The sequence below is a fragment of the Cobetia sp. PDI-12MA genome (assembly GCF_059507695.1).
The window spans coordinates 2,680,143-2,696,537 of record NZ_CM183351.1; the positions used below are offsets into that span (position 1 = coordinate 2,680,143).

The following is a 16,395-nucleotide window of genomic DNA, read 5'->3' on the forward strand; positions in this document are numbered from 1 at the left end:
CATCATCCATCGCCAGCATCACTGACGCTATTGGGACGTGCCAACGACCAAGCCAATGACCAGTGCTATTGATTGGCGCCATTGGCCAATGACGGGTTCGATAGGGTGTCGCGGGACAGCTCTTCCGGCACGGGGCGTCGGGAAGGCTCACGCGGTACCGGTACCCACACGAAGTTGGCGGCATCCAGCGTGGCTTCGCCACTGAAGCGATACGCCACCAAGCGCCCGAATTTGACCGCGCTGTAATCCAGGCAGGCGATGTTGGGGGCCGGCAGCGCCGGCAAGCCCTCGCACCAGTAGTGTCCGAGGAACAGCGGCGGCTGCTCCGGCCCGTAGTAAGGCAGATTGGCCAGCTCCTGCTCACTCAACCAGCGTGATTCCAGTTCGCCGGGCAGGTTGTCGGGCTGGAAGACGACATCGCCGTAGGTGCGGGGCTCACGTGCCCAGAAATGCGTGCGGAAGCTTCGGCGCGTGAAGCCATCGCCGGAGTGGATCTCGACTCCTTCCGGCAAGCGCAGATTCGCGCCGCGCGTCATGCGGTCCAGCACACGATAGGCGAAGCTGTCGTGCTCGATGGACTCGTGCAGGAAGTCTTCATCGATGCAGCCATCGGGGTAGCGCTCCAGGAAGGTACGCACCAGCGGCTCGTCCCAGCAGGCGTGCACCACGCGCAGCCCACTCTGGCCATGGGCCAGCGGCGGCAGCTCCAGACACAGCGGCATGCGCATGAACCAGCGCAGCGCCTCGTCCCACTCATCGGGATGATGCTGATATTGGTCAAGCGTCTCGCGGATGATGCGATTGTGACGTGAGGTATGCGAGCGCAGGAAATCACGATGCTCCCCGCCTGCACGCGGGCGTGCGCGCCGACAATACGCCAGGGCGTTGTATTCGTGATTGCCCATCACGATCAGCGCTTCGCCGGCATTGACCATGCTGCTGGCCAGCTGCACCGCCAGGCGGATGCGCGGACCACGATCGATGATATCACCGAGAAAGATGACCTTGCGGGTCGGGTGGCGATAGACGCCATCGACGATGTGATAGCCGAGCGTCTCCAGCAACGTCGCCAGAGTGGCGCCGCAGCCGTGTATATCGCCGATGAGATCATAGCCATCCTGTGGCGGCACGAATGCTTGCATGGTGTCAGCCTTGAGGTCATTCGCCGAGGCGATTGCTCCAACCGAGCTTGGTGCGACAGATCTCGAAATAGTTGTGCTCCAGCGGATGAATCAGCGTCAGACGCTCACTCTTGCGCCGAATCTTGAGCACATCCCCGGGCTTGGCCACCACCTGGGTCTGGCCATCGCAGCTGATATGCGGATAGGTCGAGTTGCTGGCACTGATATGCAGGATGATCTCGCTGGCCGCATCGATCACGATCGGACGACTGGAAAGGGTGTGCGGGAACATCGGCACCAAGGTGATCGCCTCGAGGCGCGGGTGCACGATGGGGCCGCCGCCGGACAGCGCATAGGCGGTCGAGCCGGTCGGCGTGGCGACGATCAAGCCATCCGAGCGCTGGGAATAGACGAACTGGCCATCGATGAACAGCTCGAATTCGATCATGCGCGCCGCCTTGCCGGGGTGCAGCACCACGTCATTGAGGCCATCGGCCGCCCCGATGCGCTCGCCGTCACGAAAGACCTCGGCCTCGAGCAGGAAGCGTTGCTCGCTGAGATAGTCGCCGCCCAGCACCTCGGCCACCTTCTCCTCGAGCTCATCGGGGCGAATGTCGGTCAGAAAGCCGAGTCGCCCACGATTGACCCCGAGCACTGGGGTACCGCTGCGGCACAGCGCACGTGCCGCCCCCAGCAGGCTGCCGTCACCGCCGACCACGATCACCAGATCACACTGCTCGCCCATCTGACGGCGGCTGGCCACCTGCAGACCGTGGTCCAGCAGCAGCGTGGCAGTGCGTTCCTCGATCACCATGGCCAGGCCACGGGAATCCAGAAAGCGAATCAAGCGCTTGAGCGTATCCACCACCTGGGCACTGCCCAGTCGGCCAATCACGCCGATCGTATTGAATTGCTGCTTCATCACGCCTCCCAGGCTGTCATGCCGGCCATTATGCGGACTCACCGCGCGAGCAGCAATGCAGCCGCGCCGCGCTTTTCCCATCAGATGTGAGGTGACCGGCTGACGCCACGCCCAGACACATTTGAAAACCGGCCGCGAACATCCAAGGTGGGAAGCGGGACGTTACCTGACTATCCCCCCGCAATTGACGCACCGCCATCCCGAGTGTCACGGGCATTGATTCTTTCCCGAACAAAGGCCTCTATCATGCAACTTGCCATTCCCCGGCGGTGCACATACCGTCAGCTGAACAATGGATCCCCTGCCAAAGGAGCCGGCCGCCCCATGCCAGCACAGAAGCCGTCAGTCAGTCCGCCAGACGCGGAAAGCTTTGACCACGCCAGTGCGATAGAAGCCTGTGCACGCGGAGACGAGGCCGCGTTCCGTAGCCTCTATGATCTCGAATCGGGCCGCATGCTGGCGCTCGCCATGCGCCTGCTGAACAGCCGCGACCAGGCCGAAGATGCCGTCCATGACGCCTTCATCAAGCTGTGGTCCAACGCGGGCCAGTATCGCCGTGAACTCGGCAATGGTCGCGCCTGGCTGTTTACCATCCTGCGCTATCGCGCACTGGACCAACTGCGTGCCCAGGGGCGGACGCCACGCGGCGACAGCGATGCGCTCGACACCCTGGCCGATCTGCTCGCCAACCCGGAAACCGCGGCCGATGACAGCCAGACGGCCCATCAGTTGAGCGACTGCCTGGGTGAGCTGGAAGTGCCACGACGCGAGCCCATTCTGCTGGCCTTCTTCAAGGGACTGACACACGAACAGATCGCCGAGAAGCTGAGCGCACCGCTTGGCACCATCAAGGGACGCATCCGCGCCGGTCTCAAGCTACTGCAGGAGTGCCTGTCACGATGAATAGCCCCCTGATTCCCGAATCCCCCGAAGAACAGAACCTGCTGCTGGGTGAGCATGCCCTCGGGCTGCTGGACCCTGAACGCGAGGCCGAAGTGCGCGCCTGGATCAAGCGCGATGACATTGCCGCACGCATGGCCCTGCGCTGGCAGCAACATTGGCTGAGCGTGAGTGACCGCCTGCCGCCGGAGCCCCCTTCGGACTCATTATGGAAGCGCATCGACGCCAGCCTGGTGCGCTTCAAGCAGTCCTCCGCCGCCCATGATACCGCCGCTCGACATGACGCAGAGCATACAAGCGCCTCGACCAAGGCGCCCTGGCTGCTGCGCTGGCTCGGCGGTGGCCTCGGGCTGGGTCTGGGGGCAGGCCTCGCCCTGGCGCTGGTCATGCAGATGGGGCCCTTCTCGCCCAGCGCGTCGCTGGAAGGCACCTCGCCGGAAGTGGCTACCCAGACACCTGACGGCGATGCACAACGCATGGTCGCTATTCTGCAGACACTGGAAGATCCGGGTACGCCGACCTGGGTTGCCAATGTCACGCCCAGCGGTGGCCTGCAGCTGACACCGAAGGTCTCCATCGAGCGTCCGACGGATCGCGCCATCGAACTCTGGACCCTGACCGACCCGCAAGAAGGGCCGCGCTCACTGGGGCTGGTCGACCCGATTGCCGGTATAGAACTCAGCGCCGAGCAGATCGGCAGCATGAGTCCGGGCCAGCTGCTTGAGATGACACTGGAGCCAGAAGGCGGTTCGCCGACCGGCAAACCGACAGGCAAGATTCTCGCCATCGGTCGCCTGGTGGACCTCAATCAGCGTGATAGCTGATAGTCCTCATGACAGCCCTCGGGCATGACGACTGCCGTTAGTGGCGCTTTCTGACGCTGTAATTTCACAGCGAGTCTCACGGGAAAGCGCCCTATCGCTTTGTTCAAGACCTGCTCAAGGCCTGCTCAAAAGAGGGAGCCCGCCCTCTAGCGTCAATCAAACGCCACACATGAAAAAGCCCCGCGATTGCGGGGCTTTTTCATGTGTGGCAGCGTCAGCTAGCTAGCTGGCAACAAAGCCAGTGCTCAGCTTTCAGTGCGCTCGAGCCAGGATTCGACGGTTTCCGCACCGTGCTCTTCCTTCCACTCTTTCAGCTGCTTGTGGTTACCACCACGCGTCTCGATGACTTCACCGGTGTGCGGGTTCTTGTAGACCTTCAGCTTGCGCTTGCGACGCACACCACCGGTCTTGCTTTCCGGTGCGGCAGCAGCCGGCGCCTGGGACGCTTTCGGGTCCAGCAGGGTGATGACGTCACGGGTGGACTTGCCGTACTCGCCCATCAGCGCGTCCAGCTTGTCCTTGAATTCGAGTTCGTTCTTCAGACGGTCATCATTGCGCAGGCTTTCCAGCTGCTCTTGAAGTTTCTTGAGCTCTTGCTCTTTCTGCATGAAATCAGTCAACAGGGACATGAGTATCTCCAGGATGTCGGGACAGACAGTTGAGTCACGAAAACACGATGTTGAAAGAGGTTCGGTGGATATTCATCTGCCGTACATGTTTAACAGCGCGTTTTCGTAAAGACTTGTGCAGGACACTCGGGACAGTTAAGCGCCCACACCGGATCAAGGGCGATTATAGACCGAGTCAACTGCAAGGTGAAGTCTTAAATAACATGTTCCCAAAGTATGCAATCTTTCCGATCAATGCAATAGCCAACAAAAAAACAGTACTCACCGCCCAAGCACTTCATTATCTCCTGTCACAACTGAAGACAGGTCTGCCAAAAGGGTCACTGCAACAACACGAAGAACTCTTTGCCACGACCTGATATCGGGCTTGAGGGCCCGCCATGACTAGGCCTCCAATATTCACGGGATATGCACAATTCATGACGACAACCCACAAAGAAGTATTATGCAACCACTTTTCCCTTCGGCGTGACAGCGTCACAGTACAGACTTTTGATGAAGGGCAATCATTGCCTGCGCACCTCGAAAAGCATGCACCTGAACGAACAACAGCAGTCCATACTAAAGCAGGTGACGAACTAATAGTGGTGCGAAATGCAACACTTTCTCCAGAAAGCGTCACTTCAAAAAAACCGTCAACCTGATAGAATGGTCAAAGTTGACAAAGATTGAGCCATCATCACACCACACCACTATCCCGCCACTCGCAGAGATACTCCATGCCATTCTCCCAGATGCCGACCCGCGATACGGACTCACTTTCTCTCTGGCACCCGTATACCCAGATGCAGGACATGCCAGCGCCACTGGAGGTGGCCGGCGGCACGGGAGCCCGCATGACACTGGCGGGAGGTGAGACACTGCTGGATGCGACATGTTCCTGGTGGTGCATGATCCATGGCTACGGACACCCGCGTCTCGTCGCGGCCATCCAGCAGCAAGCGGCAGAACTCTGCCATGTGATGCTGGGGGGCATTCGCCATCGACCGGCCAAGGAGCTTGCCGATGCGCTGGTGCGTGTCACCCCTGAGGGCCTGAATCATGTCTTCTTCTCCGATAGCGGCTCGGTGGGCATGGAAGTCGCCATGAAGATGGCAGTGCAATATCAGCAACAGCGCAAAGACCGCAATGACACGCGGGGGCGGACGCGCATGCTGTCATTGATGAAGGCCTATCACGGCGATACGGCGGGCTGCATGGCAGTGTGTGACCCCGAGGAAGGCATGCATTCCTTGTTCGCCGATTTCCTGCCCAGACATCATTTCGCACCGGCGCCGACTGCCGGTTTCAGTGCCAGTCGTGAAGAGGTAGCAGACGATATCAGCGCATTGCGCGCCTGCCTGGAAACACACCAGCATGAGATAGCGGCATTGTTGATGGAGCCACTGTTACAGGCGGCAGGTGGCCTCAACATGTACTCGCCCTACTATCTCGAGGCGGCACGCGAGTTATGTGATGAGTTCGAAATCGTATTGATCTTCGATGAAGTCGCGACCGGCTTCGGTCGGACCGGCAAGATGTTTGCCTGTGAACACGCCAATGTCTCTCCTGACATCATGGTGCTCTCCAAGGGACTGACGGGGGGATATCTGGGACATGCCGCCACCCTGGCCCAGAGTCATATCTTCCATGCATTTGATGGTGAGGATGCCAATAGCGCCTTCATGCACGGCCCGACCTTCATGGGCAATCCACTGGCCTGTCGGGTAGCACTGGAAAGTCTCACGGTATTCGAGGAAGAGAATTATCTGGGCAAGATTGCCGAGCTCAATCAAGTGTTACGCGATACCCTGCTGAATTTCTCCCACCCCGCCATTCGCGATATACGCGTATTGGGTGCCACGGCGGTGATAGAAGTGCACGATGCCAGCAGTCTGGCAGGCGCTCAGGCCCACGCCCGTGAACTGGGTGTCTGGTTACGTCCCTTCGGTCGCTGGCTCTATACCATGCCGGCCTATATCACCTCGCCGCAGGACTTGCGCCAGATCACCCATGCGATGACCAGCTACTTCGAGACCCTGGAACACTGATGCACTGATACACAACATGACTGCTCCTGGCGATGTTCATCAAAGGCCAATGCTATCAGCGACAAGCGCCATCAGGGGCAGTCACCCTCGAGACCCTCGAGACCCACCAGTCTCGAGAGCCATCACCATCAGAGGCATTCACCCCCACAGACGGGCTTCGAGTGCCTGATAATCCTCTGGCGAGAGCTGTCCCCCCTTGACCAGTTTCCTGAGGAAGTGACGATAGCGACGCGCGACCTTGCGCCGTGCCAGCCAGGCGACGCTGGTCGCCAGCGGAATGAAGTCAGGATTCGAGATACCGTCGATCAGCCACAACCTGGGCGGCTGGTCGTCGCTGAACTGGACCACGATATTGCGATCATTGAGATCAGACGGAATCAACCAGCGTTTCTCGAGATAGCGATAGAGATTGGCCAGCTCACTCACCAGCACCTCGGCGCTCAGGCGCTCGGGGGTCTCGAGATGCACCTCGCGCAGTCGGCGTGACGTGGAGCCGTCACTGTCGAGAATCAGATCGAAGACCAGCCCGAGCCCCTCGGCGGTGGCGATACTGCCGTGGTAGGCAGGCACATAGGACCAGTCGCGCATGCCACGTCTGACCAGGCCCTCGAAATAGCGTTGCTCGCGTTCATTCTGGCGGCTGCCCTTGTCAGGGTAACGCGGGACCTTGATGCAGCGATGGGGGTCGTTCGGATCCTGGTAGACACGCCGATCATTTCCCATGCCGATGACGCGGGCATTTTCCAGCTCCAGCATGCGCACTCCTGTTGAATAACGCCTGCGACTGCAGCCGCCGGGCAGCGTGGCATTCTACAAAAAGCCGTCATGGCACGCCAACTTGTGCCATTTGGCAGCGCCCACGTTCATCGGCCATTCAGCTTGCGTTGCCCTTCTGGTAAGATTATGCGCCGTTTTTGACGGCATTCAGGAGGAAGCCGCAGGAACACTGCGACAGCAAGGCATTCGTCACGAATGTACACGTCATGCGAGGCATTGCCCCGGGATCGGGTGGCCACGCACCCACAGTTCGCCCGCTCTGTCCGCAACACTCCCAAAGCTGGCACAACCCCACATAGAGGTACTCGCATGAATGCGGTAATTCTGGCCGTCCTGGTCATGGTCGGCCTGTCGTTGGCTCGCGTCTCGGTCGTCTTCGCGCTGGTCGCCGGCGCCCTGGTCGGCGGTCTGTTCAGCGGGCTGTCCCTGACCGACACGCTCGGCGCCTTCAATGACGGTGTCGGCGGCGGCGCCAAGGTCGCACTGGCCTACGCCACTCTCGGTGCCTTCGCCGTCGCCCTGTCTCGCTCCGGCCTGCCGGACCTGCTCGCCGCACGCCTGATCGGCCTGCTCAATGGCGAAAGCACGCCGCGCCGCCAGACGGCCATCAAGTACGGCCTGCTGGGCAGCGTGACTCTGGTCGCGATTTCCTCCCAGAACCTGATTCCGGTTCACATCGCCTTCATCCCGATCCTGATTCCGCCGCTGCTGGTCGCCATGAACCGCCTGCGTCTGGATCGTCGTGCCGTGGCCTGTGCACTGACCTTCGGCCTGACCGCGCCCTACATGCTGCTGCCAGTCGGTTTCGGCTCTATCTTCCTCAACGACATCCTGCTGGCCAACATCAATGATGCCGGCCAGTCGCTCGGTCTCGACGTGACCCGTGGCATGGTGCCGATGGCGATGGCGATTCCCGTCGGCGGCATGTTCCTCGGCCTGCTGACGGCGCTGTTCGTCTCCTACCGCAAGCCGCGTGACTACGCGACCCGCGAGATCAAGTCCAGCAACGTACCGCACCATACGCCCATGCACACGCCGTCCAAGAGCGGTCTGGTCATGGCAGGCATCGCCATCATCGCCGCCCTCGGCATTCAGCTGTATTCCGGCTCGATGATTCTCGGCGGCCTGGTCGGCTTCGCCATCCTCTCGCTGGGTGGCCTGTTCAAGTGGAACGAAGCGGATGACCTCTTCACCTCCGGCATGCGCATGATGGCGCTGATCGGCTTCATCATGATCTCGGCGGCAGGTTTCGCTTCCGTGATGAAGGCCACCGGCGATATCCAGACCCTGGTCGACGCCTCCTTCCACATCATCGGTGACAACAAGCCGCTGGCCGCGCTGGTCATGCTGATGGTCGGTCTGTTCATCACTCTCGGCATCGGCTCCAGTTTCTCGACCATTCCGATCATTGCCGCCATCTACGTGCCGCTGGCGCTGCAATTCGGCTTCTCGCCGCTGGCCACCGTCGCGCTGATCGGCACCGCCGCCGCGCTGGGAGATGCCGGCTCACCGGCTTCTGACTCGACCCTCGGCCCGACGGCCGGCCTGAATGTCGATCAGCAGCACGACCACATCTGGGACAGCGTGGTGCCGACCTTCCTCCACTACAACATCCCGCTGATCGTGTTCGGCTGGGTGGCCGCGATGACGCTGTAATCCGCTGAGCGCCAGTCTCGCGCCCAAGCAAGATGCCAGCCATGCCAACGCCCGACAGTGGGGACTCTCCTCACTGTCGGGCGTTATCGTTGGTGAGCCTGCTCAAGCGCAATGAGTGGGCACAAGCACTGGACAGCCATCCAGTCTTTTAGCATGATGCGCACATGCGCAAGATCCTCCACGCCGACTGTGATTGCTTCTATGCCGCCGTCGAGATGCTCCGCCATCCCGAGTGGCGCGAGGTGCCCATCGCCATCGGTGGCCGCACCGAGCAACGCGGCGTCATCGCCACCTGCAACTATCCCGCGCGCGCCTTCGGCGTACGCTCGGCGATGTCGACCGCCCGAGCACTGCGCCTTTGCCCACAGCTGATTCTGGTACCCCCGGATTTCGAGCGCTACCGCGCCGTTTCCGCCGAGATCCAGGCACTCTTCCATGAACTGACGCCCCTGGTGGAGCCCCTCTCGCTGGATGAGGCCTATCTGGATGTCAGCGCCGTGACTGACTTTCAGGGCAGCGCCACCTGGATGGCGCGCTGGCTGAAGGAAGAGGCGCTCAGGCGCACCGGCATCACCCTCTCCCTTGGCGTGGCCGCCAACAAGTTTCTGGCCAAGATCGCCAGTGACTGGGAAAAGCCCGACGGCCTGACGGTGATCACGCCCGAGACCAGCGACGCCTTCATCCGCCAGCTGCCCGTCGGCAAGCTTCACGGGGTCGGCCCGGCGACGCTGGCGCGTCTGACACGCCTGGGCATCACCACCTGCGAAGACATGCGCGGCACACCGTTGACGACACTGGCCGAGCACTTCGGCAAGTTCGGCACACGCCTGCACGAACTGGCGCACGGCATCGATGAGCGACCGGTGCGTGTCGAACGCGAACGCAAGTCGATCAGTGTCGAGCACACCTTCGATCACGACCTGCCTGACCTGCCAGCCTGCCTGGAGCGCCTGCCCGCCCTGCTCGAACGCCTGACCAGCCGTCACGCCCGTCATGACCAGCCGGTGCTGGCCAAGCAGTTCGTCAAGATCCGCTTCAGCAACTTCGAGAGCACCACGCTGGAAAGCCTGCTCCCCGCCTCGACCACCACGCTGCCGAGCGCCAACAGCTTCGCCCTGCTGATGGAGCAAGCCTGGCGACGCGGCCACCGCCCTGTCCGCCTGCTGGGCGTCGGCGTACGTCTCAAGGCCCGCGAGGACGCCCAGCAGCTGGGGTTGTTCTAGCTCGACGCCAACCTGATCCCGCAACCAAAAAAGCCGGCACCTGAGACAGGTACCGGCTTCATCGTCACGACCTCAGGTCGATGACAGACTCATGCGTTGAGCAAGCGAGGCTCAGGCGAAGACGATGGTCTTGTTGCCGTGGATCAGCACACGATCCTGCAGGTGCCAGCGCAGGCCGCGGGCCAGCACCTTCTGCTCGACATCACGGCCGATGCGCACCAGTTCCTCGGCGGTATGGCAGTGTGTGACGCGATGGATGTCCTGCTCGATGATCGGGCCGGCATCCAGCTCTTCGGTCACGTAATGACAGGTCGCCCCGATCAGCTTGACCCCGCGCCCGAAGGCCTGGTGATACGGCTTGGCACCCACGAAGGAAGGCAGGAAGCTGTGGTGGATGTTGATCAGGCGACCGGCATAGCGTTCACACAGGCTCGGCGGAATGATCTGCATGTAGCGCGCCAGCACGATGCAATCGGCCCCGGATTCTTCCACCAGACGCTCGACTTCGGCAAAGGCCGGAGCCTTGTCATTCTTGTCGACCGGCACGTGATGGAACGGAATGCCGTGCCATTCCACCAGCGAGCGCATGTCATCGTGATTGGAAATGACGCAAGGAATCTCGCAATCCAGATCACCGGACTGCCAGCGATGCAGCAGGTCCACCAGACAATGGGAGTCCTTGGAAACCATCAGCACGACACGCTTCTTGGCAGCGGTGTCATGCACGCGCCACTGCATGCCGAACTCTTCACCGATCGGTGCGAAGCGCTTGCCGAGCTCATCGGCGCTCAGGCCGATGGTTTCGGGGTTGATCTCATAGCGCATGAAGAAACGGCCGGCGCCAAGATCAGAATGCTGATTGGCTTCGGTGATCCACCCGCCCTGCTCGGCGATGAAAGTGGAAACTCGGGCAACAATTCCGACCTGATCAGGGCAGGACACCACCAGGCGATAGGCGTGAGACATCGTAAGTTCAACCATTGTGATAGCGGGAATGATGTTCAGCCGGCGAAACGCCGGCCTGCGCGAGGAATCATGACACCGCCCGTAAGCAGCCCCTCGGCAAAGGTGGGCTATTGTAGCTGATCACGCGGCCTGAAACAGTGCTGCGCCCCGATTCTGTCCATATGGTCAATACGACATTGCGATCAGCGACATCACGCCGGCCCACCTCAAGGCGTCACGTTGACGGCCGAGGCGCTATCGAATCGAATCGATCGGACAACAGCGCCATTTGTGGCGCTTCGCGGGATTCCCGTATAGTTGAGCCACATTTTATAGATGGCATGACATCCATGTTGAAACCCCGCGTTCAAGTCCGTCAGAGACAACGTCCGCCGCTGCACCTGCTACCACTGGGTGGCTGCGGCGAGATCGGCATGAATCTGACGCTGTATGGTTATCAGGATCACTGGATCGCCGTGGATTGCGGCATGATGATTCGTCAGGATCTGCCGGAAGGTCCGTTGCAGGTACCGGATATCGAGTCCCTGGCAAGCCTGGGCATCAGCCCGCAGATGCTGGTGATCACCCATGGCCACGAAGACCACATCGGCGCAGTCGCCTGGCTGTGGCCGAAGTGGCGCTGCCCGATCATCGCCACGCCCTTGGCGGCTGGCCTGCTGCGCGCCAAGTTTGCCGAGCGCGAGCTGGAAACCTCCAGCCTGCAGATCATCGAGGTGGATGAAGGCTTCGAATCCGGCCCCTTCGCGCTGCGACTGTTGCCGCTGACCCACTCGATTCCGGAAAGCTGCTCATTGCTGATCGTCACGCCGGAATATCGCGTGATGCACACCGGCGACTGGAAGCTGGACCCGGAGCCGTTGATCGGCAAGCCTACCGATCCGGAGCGTTATCAGGCACTGGCGCCGGTCGATCTGGTCGTCGGCGACTCCACCAATGCGCCGCTGGCAGGCCATTCGCGTAGTGAAGGCGAGGTTGCGCGCGCACTGGAGAAGACGCTGGCCGGCTGTCGCGGTCGCGTCGTCGTGACCTGCTTTGCCAGCAATCTGGCCCGCATACTGGCACTGGGGCGCGCCGCCGCACGCAATGGCCGCCGCATCACGCTGCTGGGTCGCTCGATGGAGCGCATGGTGCGCGTCGCCCGCGGTCTCGGCTATCTGGAGGACTTCCCGCCACTGGTACCGGTGAAGGACCTGGGCTATCTGCCCCCGGAAGAGGTCATGGTGATCGCCACCGGCAGTCAGGGCGAGCCGCGCGCCGCACTGTCACGCCTGGCCAATTCCCGGCATCCGGACTTCGAGCTGGCTGCCGGCGACACCGTGATCTTCTCTTCCAAGGCGATTCCCGGCAATGAACTGGCCATCGGCAAGCTGCACAATGCCCTGACACGGCTCGGCGTCGGCATCATGGAAGAGAAGCAGTTCCCGGAGCTGCACGCCTCCGGCCACCCGGCACAGGAAGAATTGCGCACCTTCTATGGCTGGCTCAAGCCGGTACGTCTGCTGCCGGTGCATGGCGAATATCGCCACCAGCTCGCTCACACCCAGGTGGCACAGTCCCTGGGCATCGAGGCACCGCTGATTCCCGTCAATGGTGACGTGATTCGCCTCGATGCTCAGGGGCTGTCAGTGGAGAAACGACTGACACTGCACGAACGCATCATCGAGCATGACAAGGTGCGTCCGCTGGACTCCATGGACCGCCGTGCCCGCGCGCGTCTCGGCCGGCATGGCAGCGTCTCGCTCGCGTTGCCCGTCACGCTGCAGGAAGCCGGCTGGGTTCGCATCGGCCGCTTGATGCTGGATATCAGCGGCACCTCAAGTCTGGATGAAGACAGCTTCGCCGAGTGGCTGGATGACACCCTGGCAGGCCTGGATGCCAGCAATGAACGTGAACTCAAGCAGCAACTCGATGGACGCATCAATCGCTGGCTGCGCAACCACCTGCGCCATGAGCCGGTGCTCTTCCTGCATATCATGGCCATGAATCAGGAGTGAGTGTCGCGCCATCATTGAAGTGATGGCCGCTTCGAGCTCACTGCCCTGCGCAAAGCGAAGCATGAAAAAGCCCGCCCGGGAAATACCAGGCGGGCTTTTCTGCTGCTGGGAGGCGCTCAGGGGCTGGTGATGGAGAGATTGCCGACTGGCAATCTCGTTCTCAAGCGCTTCAGCCACCTCCATGACGTCAGACCGAAGGGCTCAAACGGACTTGTTCTTCGGCGGACGGCCACGACGCTTGGGCTGATCACTGACCAGGTCATCCACGGAAAGGCCAGCTTCGATCATCGCATCACGAATCTCGGCAAGCTTGCGCTCCTTGGCGATTTCTTCCTCGCGGCGCTGCTCGTCTTCTTCGGCTTTCTGCTCGATCACCTCATTGATGACCTCGGAGAGCTTGTGCAGTTGTTCCATGGACAGCTGACGCGCTGCTGCACGAGCAACATTCTTGTTACGGGCGATCTTTTCGAGAGAATCGGCTGTCATTTCGCTACCTCCACCATATGCACTGAGCTGGAATCCCTGCGAGTCATCGCATTGGATGTGATAATGCAGCAAAGTATAAGCGCTAAATATGAACTAACAAGCCTTGTCAAAAGCAAGGCAGTGTTTCCATAGGATAGACCAACAAAAACCCCGCTTGATAGCGGGGTTCTTGTGAGCGCCTGTGAGTTATCCGGGAAGGCTCGATCAACATGAGCGCCACGACTGATGACGAAAAAGGGACTCAGCCTCCCGTCATGTTCATGAAGCGAACGATCTGGACATCACCGTCCGTCGTGAAGTGATGACGCTCGGGCTTGAGATGCATGGCATCGATGATCGCGGCCTTGAGCGGCTCGATATCCCCCGGGTGACGACGCATGATGTCCCGCAGGTCAAGCGAGTGCTCATTGCCAAGACACAGCAACAGACGCCCCTCTACCGTGACGCGAACGCGGTTGCAGGTCGAGCAGAAGTTATGACTGTGTGGTGAGATGAATCCCACCCGTGATTCGCTGTCCGCCATGCGGAAATAGCGTGCCGGCCCCAGGCTGTCTTCAAGTGTGGGAATCAGCGGATAACGCGTCTCGATGCGCGCCTGGACATCATCACTGGAGCAGAAGGTCTCGTCACGACCGTGATCCGAGACCTGGCCCAGCGGCATCTCCTCGATGAAGCTGATGTCCAACCCTTCCTGACGCGCGAATTCGACCAGCGATACCACTTCGTGATCATTGCGACCTTTCAGCACCACCGCATTGAGCTTGATGCGGAAACCTTCCTCGCGCGCAGCACGGATTCCGGCGATCACCTTGTTCAGGTCGCCGGTACGCGTCAGCGCCTTGAAGCGCTCCGGGTCCAGAGAATCAAGGCTGATATTAAGCCGTGACATGCCGGCGGCCTTCAACTGCGCGGCGTGCCTGGCAAGGCCCGCGCCGTTGGTGGTCATCGAGAAGTCCTTGAGGCCCTCGAGCGCGCCGATTTCATCGACCAGCTTGCCGATATCACGCCGCACCAGCGGCTCCCCTCCGGTCAGGCGAATCTTCTCGACCCCCAATTCCACGAAGGCGCGCGCCAGCAACGCGATCTCTTCGAGGCTCAACACCTCATCGCGCGGCAGAAAGGTCATCTCTTCGCTCATGCAATAGACGCAGCGAAAGTCACAGCGGTCCGTCACTGACAGGCGAACATAGCGGATGCGACGACCGAAGTCATCGACCAGGGTTTCCATCATGACTCTCCCGAAAACTTGGGTGTTGCCAGCGCTGATTGTCGCTCTTCGCGGCTGGCCTCGGCCAATGAGTCATCAGCCTTGTGTTGCTCGGCAAAGGGGGTTGCCGCTCCACCCTCTGCCGTCACCGCGGACTCGGGATGCCAGCGCTCGAGTGCCTCGCGATCACTCGAGCGTTCTCGCACCCAATAATCTCCTGTGGCGGTGTGCTCCTTTTTCCAGAAAGGCGCTCGCGACTTGAGGTGGTCCATCAGGAAGTCACAGCCCGCAAAGGCAGCCTGACGATGTGCACTGGCGACCAGCACCAGCACGATATTGTCGCCGGGCTCGAGCCGTCCGACACGATGAATGATACGCACCCCGGTGAGCGGGAAGCGCTCGCGCGCCTCTGTGATCAAGCGCTCGAGGCTGCGCTCCGTCATACCGGGATAGTGTTCCAGCGTCAGCGCGACGACATCCGGACGCTGATTGAAATCACGCACCAGCCCCGTGAAGGACACCACGGCACCGATGTTGCCGCGCCCACGCGTCAGGGCATCCTGCTCGACACGCAGATCAAAATCGCAGGCCTGAATACTGACCGAAAAGGCCTGCGTGGCTTCGTTTGCGACCTGGGTCATGTCACCCCCCCGTCACCGGTGGGAAGAAGGCGACTTCATCACCGGCATTCAGTGCATGGTCATCGCGCACCATGTCCTGATTGACGGCGCATAGCACGCGGGTGTCATTGAGCGCTTCAAGCTGCGGGTCACGCAGCGCCAGGGTGCGCTTGAGGCCCCCGACCGTCGCCTCCGACAGGGTCGTCAGGTTCAGCGCCAGGCTATCGAGATCCAGCCGCTCCCGCAGTTCCGCCAGGAAGAGAACCCGCACGGTGGCATCATCGCGTGCCGCCGAAGCGGCCTGTCCCGCTGTCACTCTCACTTCGTTGGGCTCAGCTGCCGCAGCACGGCTTGGCTCGGCCCGGCTTGATTCAGCACGGCTTGGCTCAGCGGGCGTCTGCTCGAAAGCGGCAGCCTCCTCCGGACGCTGCCAGTCTCCACTCTTGCCGCCGGTCTTGGTCTCGAGCTGGATATCGCCGATCACGATACCCTTGTCGACCGCCTTGCACATGTCATAGAGCGTCAAGGCCGCCACCGAGGCCGCCGTCAGCGCCTCCATCTCGACACCGGTACGTCCATTGAGGCGGCACAGCACCTGAATTTCCACGCAGCTGTTGGTGCTGTCCAGTGTGAAGTCGACCGTCACCTTGGAGAGCATCAGGGCATGGCAGAGCGGAATCAGCTCATGAGTGCGCTTGGCCGCCTGGATACCGGCAATACGCGCCGTCGCCAGCACATCGCCTTTGGGCAAGCCACCTTCGGCGAGCAGGGCAAGCGTGGCAGGCAGCATGCTGACGCGTGCGCTGGCTCGCGCCTCGCGGCGGGTTTCCTGCTTGTCCGCAACATCCACCATATGGGCTTCGCCGCGTGCGTTGAGATGAGTAAGGCTCATGAGCTGTCTCGTATCCGTATCGGGTGCGCCTGACTGGCGGCAATCTCAGAAATACCAAAGCCTGAAGAAGCAGGCAGGCAAGCCCTGATGAGCAGGACCGACCAAAAAAATTAGCAGACTATCTTTTCATGAATCAGCTGGCATGACC

At 61.1% G+C, this 16,395-nt stretch carries 16 protein-coding genes; 7 read left to right on the top strand and 9 right to left on the bottom strand.

Annotated elements, in window-relative coordinates:
- Positions 1-65: 65 nt before the first annotated feature.
- Positions 66-1,142, bottom strand: a complete 1,077-nt coding sequence (locus AC5WNI_RS11425) for a metallophosphoesterase (RefSeq protein WP_495928477.1) — start codon at positions 1,140-1,142, stop codon at positions 66-68.
- A gap of 16 nt (positions 1,143-1,158) precedes the next feature.
- Entirely contained in the window at positions 1,159-2,043 is an 885-nt protein-coding gene (locus AC5WNI_RS11430) for an NAD(+) kinase (RefSeq protein WP_495928478.1), read from the bottom strand.
- Positions 2,044-2,367: 324 nt separating this feature from the next.
- Between AC5WNI_RS11430 and AC5WNI_RS11435 the strand changes: the two genes are divergently transcribed.
- Both AC5WNI_RS11435 and AC5WNI_RS11440 read left to right on the top strand, forming a co-directional pair.
- Positions 2,368-2,946 carry a sigma-70 family RNA polymerase sigma factor gene (locus AC5WNI_RS11435; RefSeq protein WP_043334088.1) on the top strand — a complete coding sequence of 193 codons (579 nt, stop codon included), beginning with the start codon at positions 2,368-2,370 and terminating at the stop codon, positions 2,944-2,946.
- A complete protein-coding gene (locus tag AC5WNI_RS11440) occupies positions 2,943-3,767 on the top strand; it encodes an anti-sigma factor (protein ID WP_495928479.1) in 825 nt (274 codons plus the stop codon). The genes AC5WNI_RS11435 and AC5WNI_RS11440 overlap by 4 nt, the downstream gene beginning before the upstream one ends.
- 245 nt (positions 3,768-4,012) lie before the next feature.
- Here the strand turns inward: AC5WNI_RS11440 and AC5WNI_RS11445 are convergent, their stop codons facing one another.
- Complete coding sequence (locus tag AC5WNI_RS11445; RefSeq protein ID WP_043336770.1) at positions 4,013-4,396, bottom strand: histone-like nucleoid-structuring protein, MvaT/MvaU family; 384 nt, start codon at positions 4,394-4,396, stop codon at positions 4,013-4,015.
- Positions 4,397-4,815: 419 nt separating this feature from the next.
- Between AC5WNI_RS11445 and AC5WNI_RS11450 the strand changes: the two genes are divergently transcribed.
- Complete coding sequence (locus AC5WNI_RS11450; RefSeq protein WP_495928480.1) at positions 4,816-5,040, top strand: hypothetical protein; 225 nt, start codon at positions 4,816-4,818, stop codon at positions 5,038-5,040.
- Between the two features lie 75 nt (positions 5,041-5,115).
- A complete protein-coding gene (gene bioA, locus AC5WNI_RS11455) occupies positions 5,116-6,426 on the top strand; it encodes an adenosylmethionine--8-amino-7-oxononanoate transaminase (protein ID WP_495928481.1) in 1,311 nt (436 codons plus the stop codon).
- 138 nt (positions 6,427-6,564) lie between these two features.
- Here bioA and AC5WNI_RS11460 read toward each other — a convergent pair whose 3' ends face one another.
- Positions 6,565-7,182 (bottom strand): YrbL family protein, encoded by a 618-nt coding sequence (locus tag AC5WNI_RS11460; RefSeq protein WP_368449501.1) that lies wholly within the window; start codon positions 7,180-7,182, stop codon positions 6,565-6,567.
- 330 nt (positions 7,183-7,512) lie between these two features.
- On the opposite strand from AC5WNI_RS11460, the gene AC5WNI_RS11465 reads away from it, so the two are divergent.
- Positions 7,513-8,859, top strand: a complete 1,347-nt coding sequence (locus tag AC5WNI_RS11465; protein ID WP_175089404.1) for a Na+/H+ antiporter family protein — start codon at positions 7,513-7,515, stop codon at positions 8,857-8,859.
- Between the two features lie 164 nt (positions 8,860-9,023).
- The gene (gene dinB, locus AC5WNI_RS11470; RefSeq protein ID WP_495928482.1) at positions 9,024-10,082 is read left to right on the top strand and encodes a DNA polymerase IV; all 1,059 of its coding nucleotides are present in this window, start codon (positions 9,024-9,026) and stop codon (positions 10,080-10,082) included.
- 111 nt (positions 10,083-10,193) lie between these two features.
- Here dinB and purU read toward each other — a convergent pair whose 3' ends face one another.
- On the bottom strand, positions 10,194-11,048 hold the full coding sequence (gene purU, locus AC5WNI_RS11475; protein WP_175089401.1) for a formyltetrahydrofolate deformylase: 855 nt from the start codon (positions 11,046-11,048) through the stop codon (positions 10,194-10,196).
- Between the two features lie 413 nt (positions 11,049-11,461).
- Here purU and AC5WNI_RS11480 point away from each other — a divergent pair, with 413 nt between their 5' ends.
- A complete protein-coding gene (locus AC5WNI_RS11480; protein ID WP_495929202.1) occupies positions 11,462-13,042 on the top strand; it encodes a ribonuclease J in 1,581 nt (526 codons plus the stop codon).
- Between the two features lie 201 nt (positions 13,043-13,243).
- On the opposite strand, the gene AC5WNI_RS11485 is transcribed toward AC5WNI_RS11480, so the two are convergent.
- From AC5WNI_RS11485 to moaC, 4 genes are all read right to left on the bottom strand, one after another.
- Positions 13,244-13,528: an H-NS family histone-like protein gene (locus tag AC5WNI_RS11485; protein WP_043336782.1), complete on the bottom strand. Its 285-nt coding sequence runs from the start codon at positions 13,526-13,528 to the stop codon at positions 13,244-13,246.
- Positions 13,529-13,769: 241 nt separating this feature from the next.
- A complete protein-coding gene (gene moaA, locus AC5WNI_RS11490) occupies positions 13,770-14,759 on the bottom strand; it encodes a GTP 3',8-cyclase MoaA (RefSeq protein ID WP_175089399.1) in 990 nt (329 codons plus the stop codon).
- Positions 14,756-15,376, bottom strand: coding sequence for a molybdenum cofactor biosynthesis protein MoaE (locus tag AC5WNI_RS11495; RefSeq protein WP_487886045.1), 621 nt, complete (start codon positions 15,374-15,376; stop codon positions 14,756-14,758). Before AC5WNI_RS11495 ends, moaA begins: the two co-directional genes overlap by 4 nt.
- Position 15,377: 1 nt before the next feature.
- Complete coding sequence (gene moaC / locus AC5WNI_RS11500) at positions 15,378-16,247, bottom strand: cyclic pyranopterin monophosphate synthase MoaC (RefSeq protein ID WP_285461491.1); 870 nt, start codon at positions 16,245-16,247, stop codon at positions 15,378-15,380.
- Between the last annotated feature and the right edge of the window lie 148 nt (positions 16,248-16,395).

What these genes read in the sequence shown, in the direction of transcription:
- dinB (WP_495928482.1), top strand. Translation starts at nt 9,024, where the DNA reads ATGCGCAAGATCCTCCACGCCGACTGTGATTGCTTCTATGCCGCCGTC.
- AC5WNI_RS11450 (WP_495928480.1), top strand. Translation starts at nt 4,816, where the DNA reads ATGACGACAACCCACAAAGAAGTATTATGCAACCACTTTTCCCTTCGG.
- AC5WNI_RS11445 (WP_043336770.1), bottom strand. Translation starts at nt 4,396, where the DNA reads ATGTCCCTGTTGACTGATTTCATGCAGAAAGAGCAAGAGCTCAAGAAA.
- AC5WNI_RS11485 (WP_043336782.1), bottom strand. Translation starts at nt 13,528, where the DNA reads ATGACAGCCGATTCTCTCGAAAAGATCGCCCGTAACAAGAATGTTGCT.
- AC5WNI_RS11465 (WP_175089404.1), top strand. Translation starts at nt 7,513, where the DNA reads ATGAATGCGGTAATTCTGGCCGTCCTGGTCATGGTCGGCCTGTCGTTG.
- AC5WNI_RS11495 (WP_487886045.1), bottom strand. Translation starts at nt 15,376, where the DNA reads ATGACCCAGGTCGCAAACGAAGCCACGCAGGCCTTTTCGGTCAGTATT.
- purU (WP_175089401.1), bottom strand. Translation starts at nt 11,048, where the DNA reads ATGTCTCACGCCTATCGCCTGGTGGTGTCCTGCCCTGATCAGGTCGGA.
- AC5WNI_RS11430 (WP_495928478.1), bottom strand. Translation starts at nt 2,043, where the DNA reads ATGAAGCAGCAATTCAATACGATCGGCGTGATTGGCCGACTGGGCAGT.
- moaA (WP_175089399.1), bottom strand. Translation starts at nt 14,759, where the DNA reads ATGATGGAAACCCTGGTCGATGACTTCGGTCGTCGCATCCGCTATGTT.
- AC5WNI_RS11425 (WP_495928477.1), bottom strand. Translation starts at nt 1,142, where the DNA reads ATGCAAGCATTCGTGCCGCCACAGGATGGCTATGATCTCATCGGCGAT.
- moaC (WP_285461491.1), bottom strand. Translation starts at nt 16,247, where the DNA reads ATGAGCCTTACTCATCTCAACGCACGCGGCGAAGCCCATATGGTGGAT.
- bioA (WP_495928481.1), top strand. Translation starts at nt 5,116, where the DNA reads ATGCCATTCTCCCAGATGCCGACCCGCGATACGGACTCACTTTCTCTC.
- AC5WNI_RS11480 (WP_495929202.1), top strand. Translation starts at nt 11,462, where the DNA reads ATGAATCTGACGCTGTATGGTTATCAGGATCACTGGATCGCCGTGGAT.
- AC5WNI_RS11435 (WP_043334088.1), top strand. Translation starts at nt 2,368, where the DNA reads ATGCCAGCACAGAAGCCGTCAGTCAGTCCGCCAGACGCGGAAAGCTTT.
- AC5WNI_RS11440 (WP_495928479.1), top strand. Translation starts at nt 2,943, where the DNA reads ATGAATAGCCCCCTGATTCCCGAATCCCCCGAAGAACAGAACCTGCTG.
- AC5WNI_RS11460 (WP_368449501.1), bottom strand. Translation starts at nt 7,182, where the DNA reads ATGCTGGAGCTGGAAAATGCCCGCGTCATCGGCATGGGAAATGATCGG.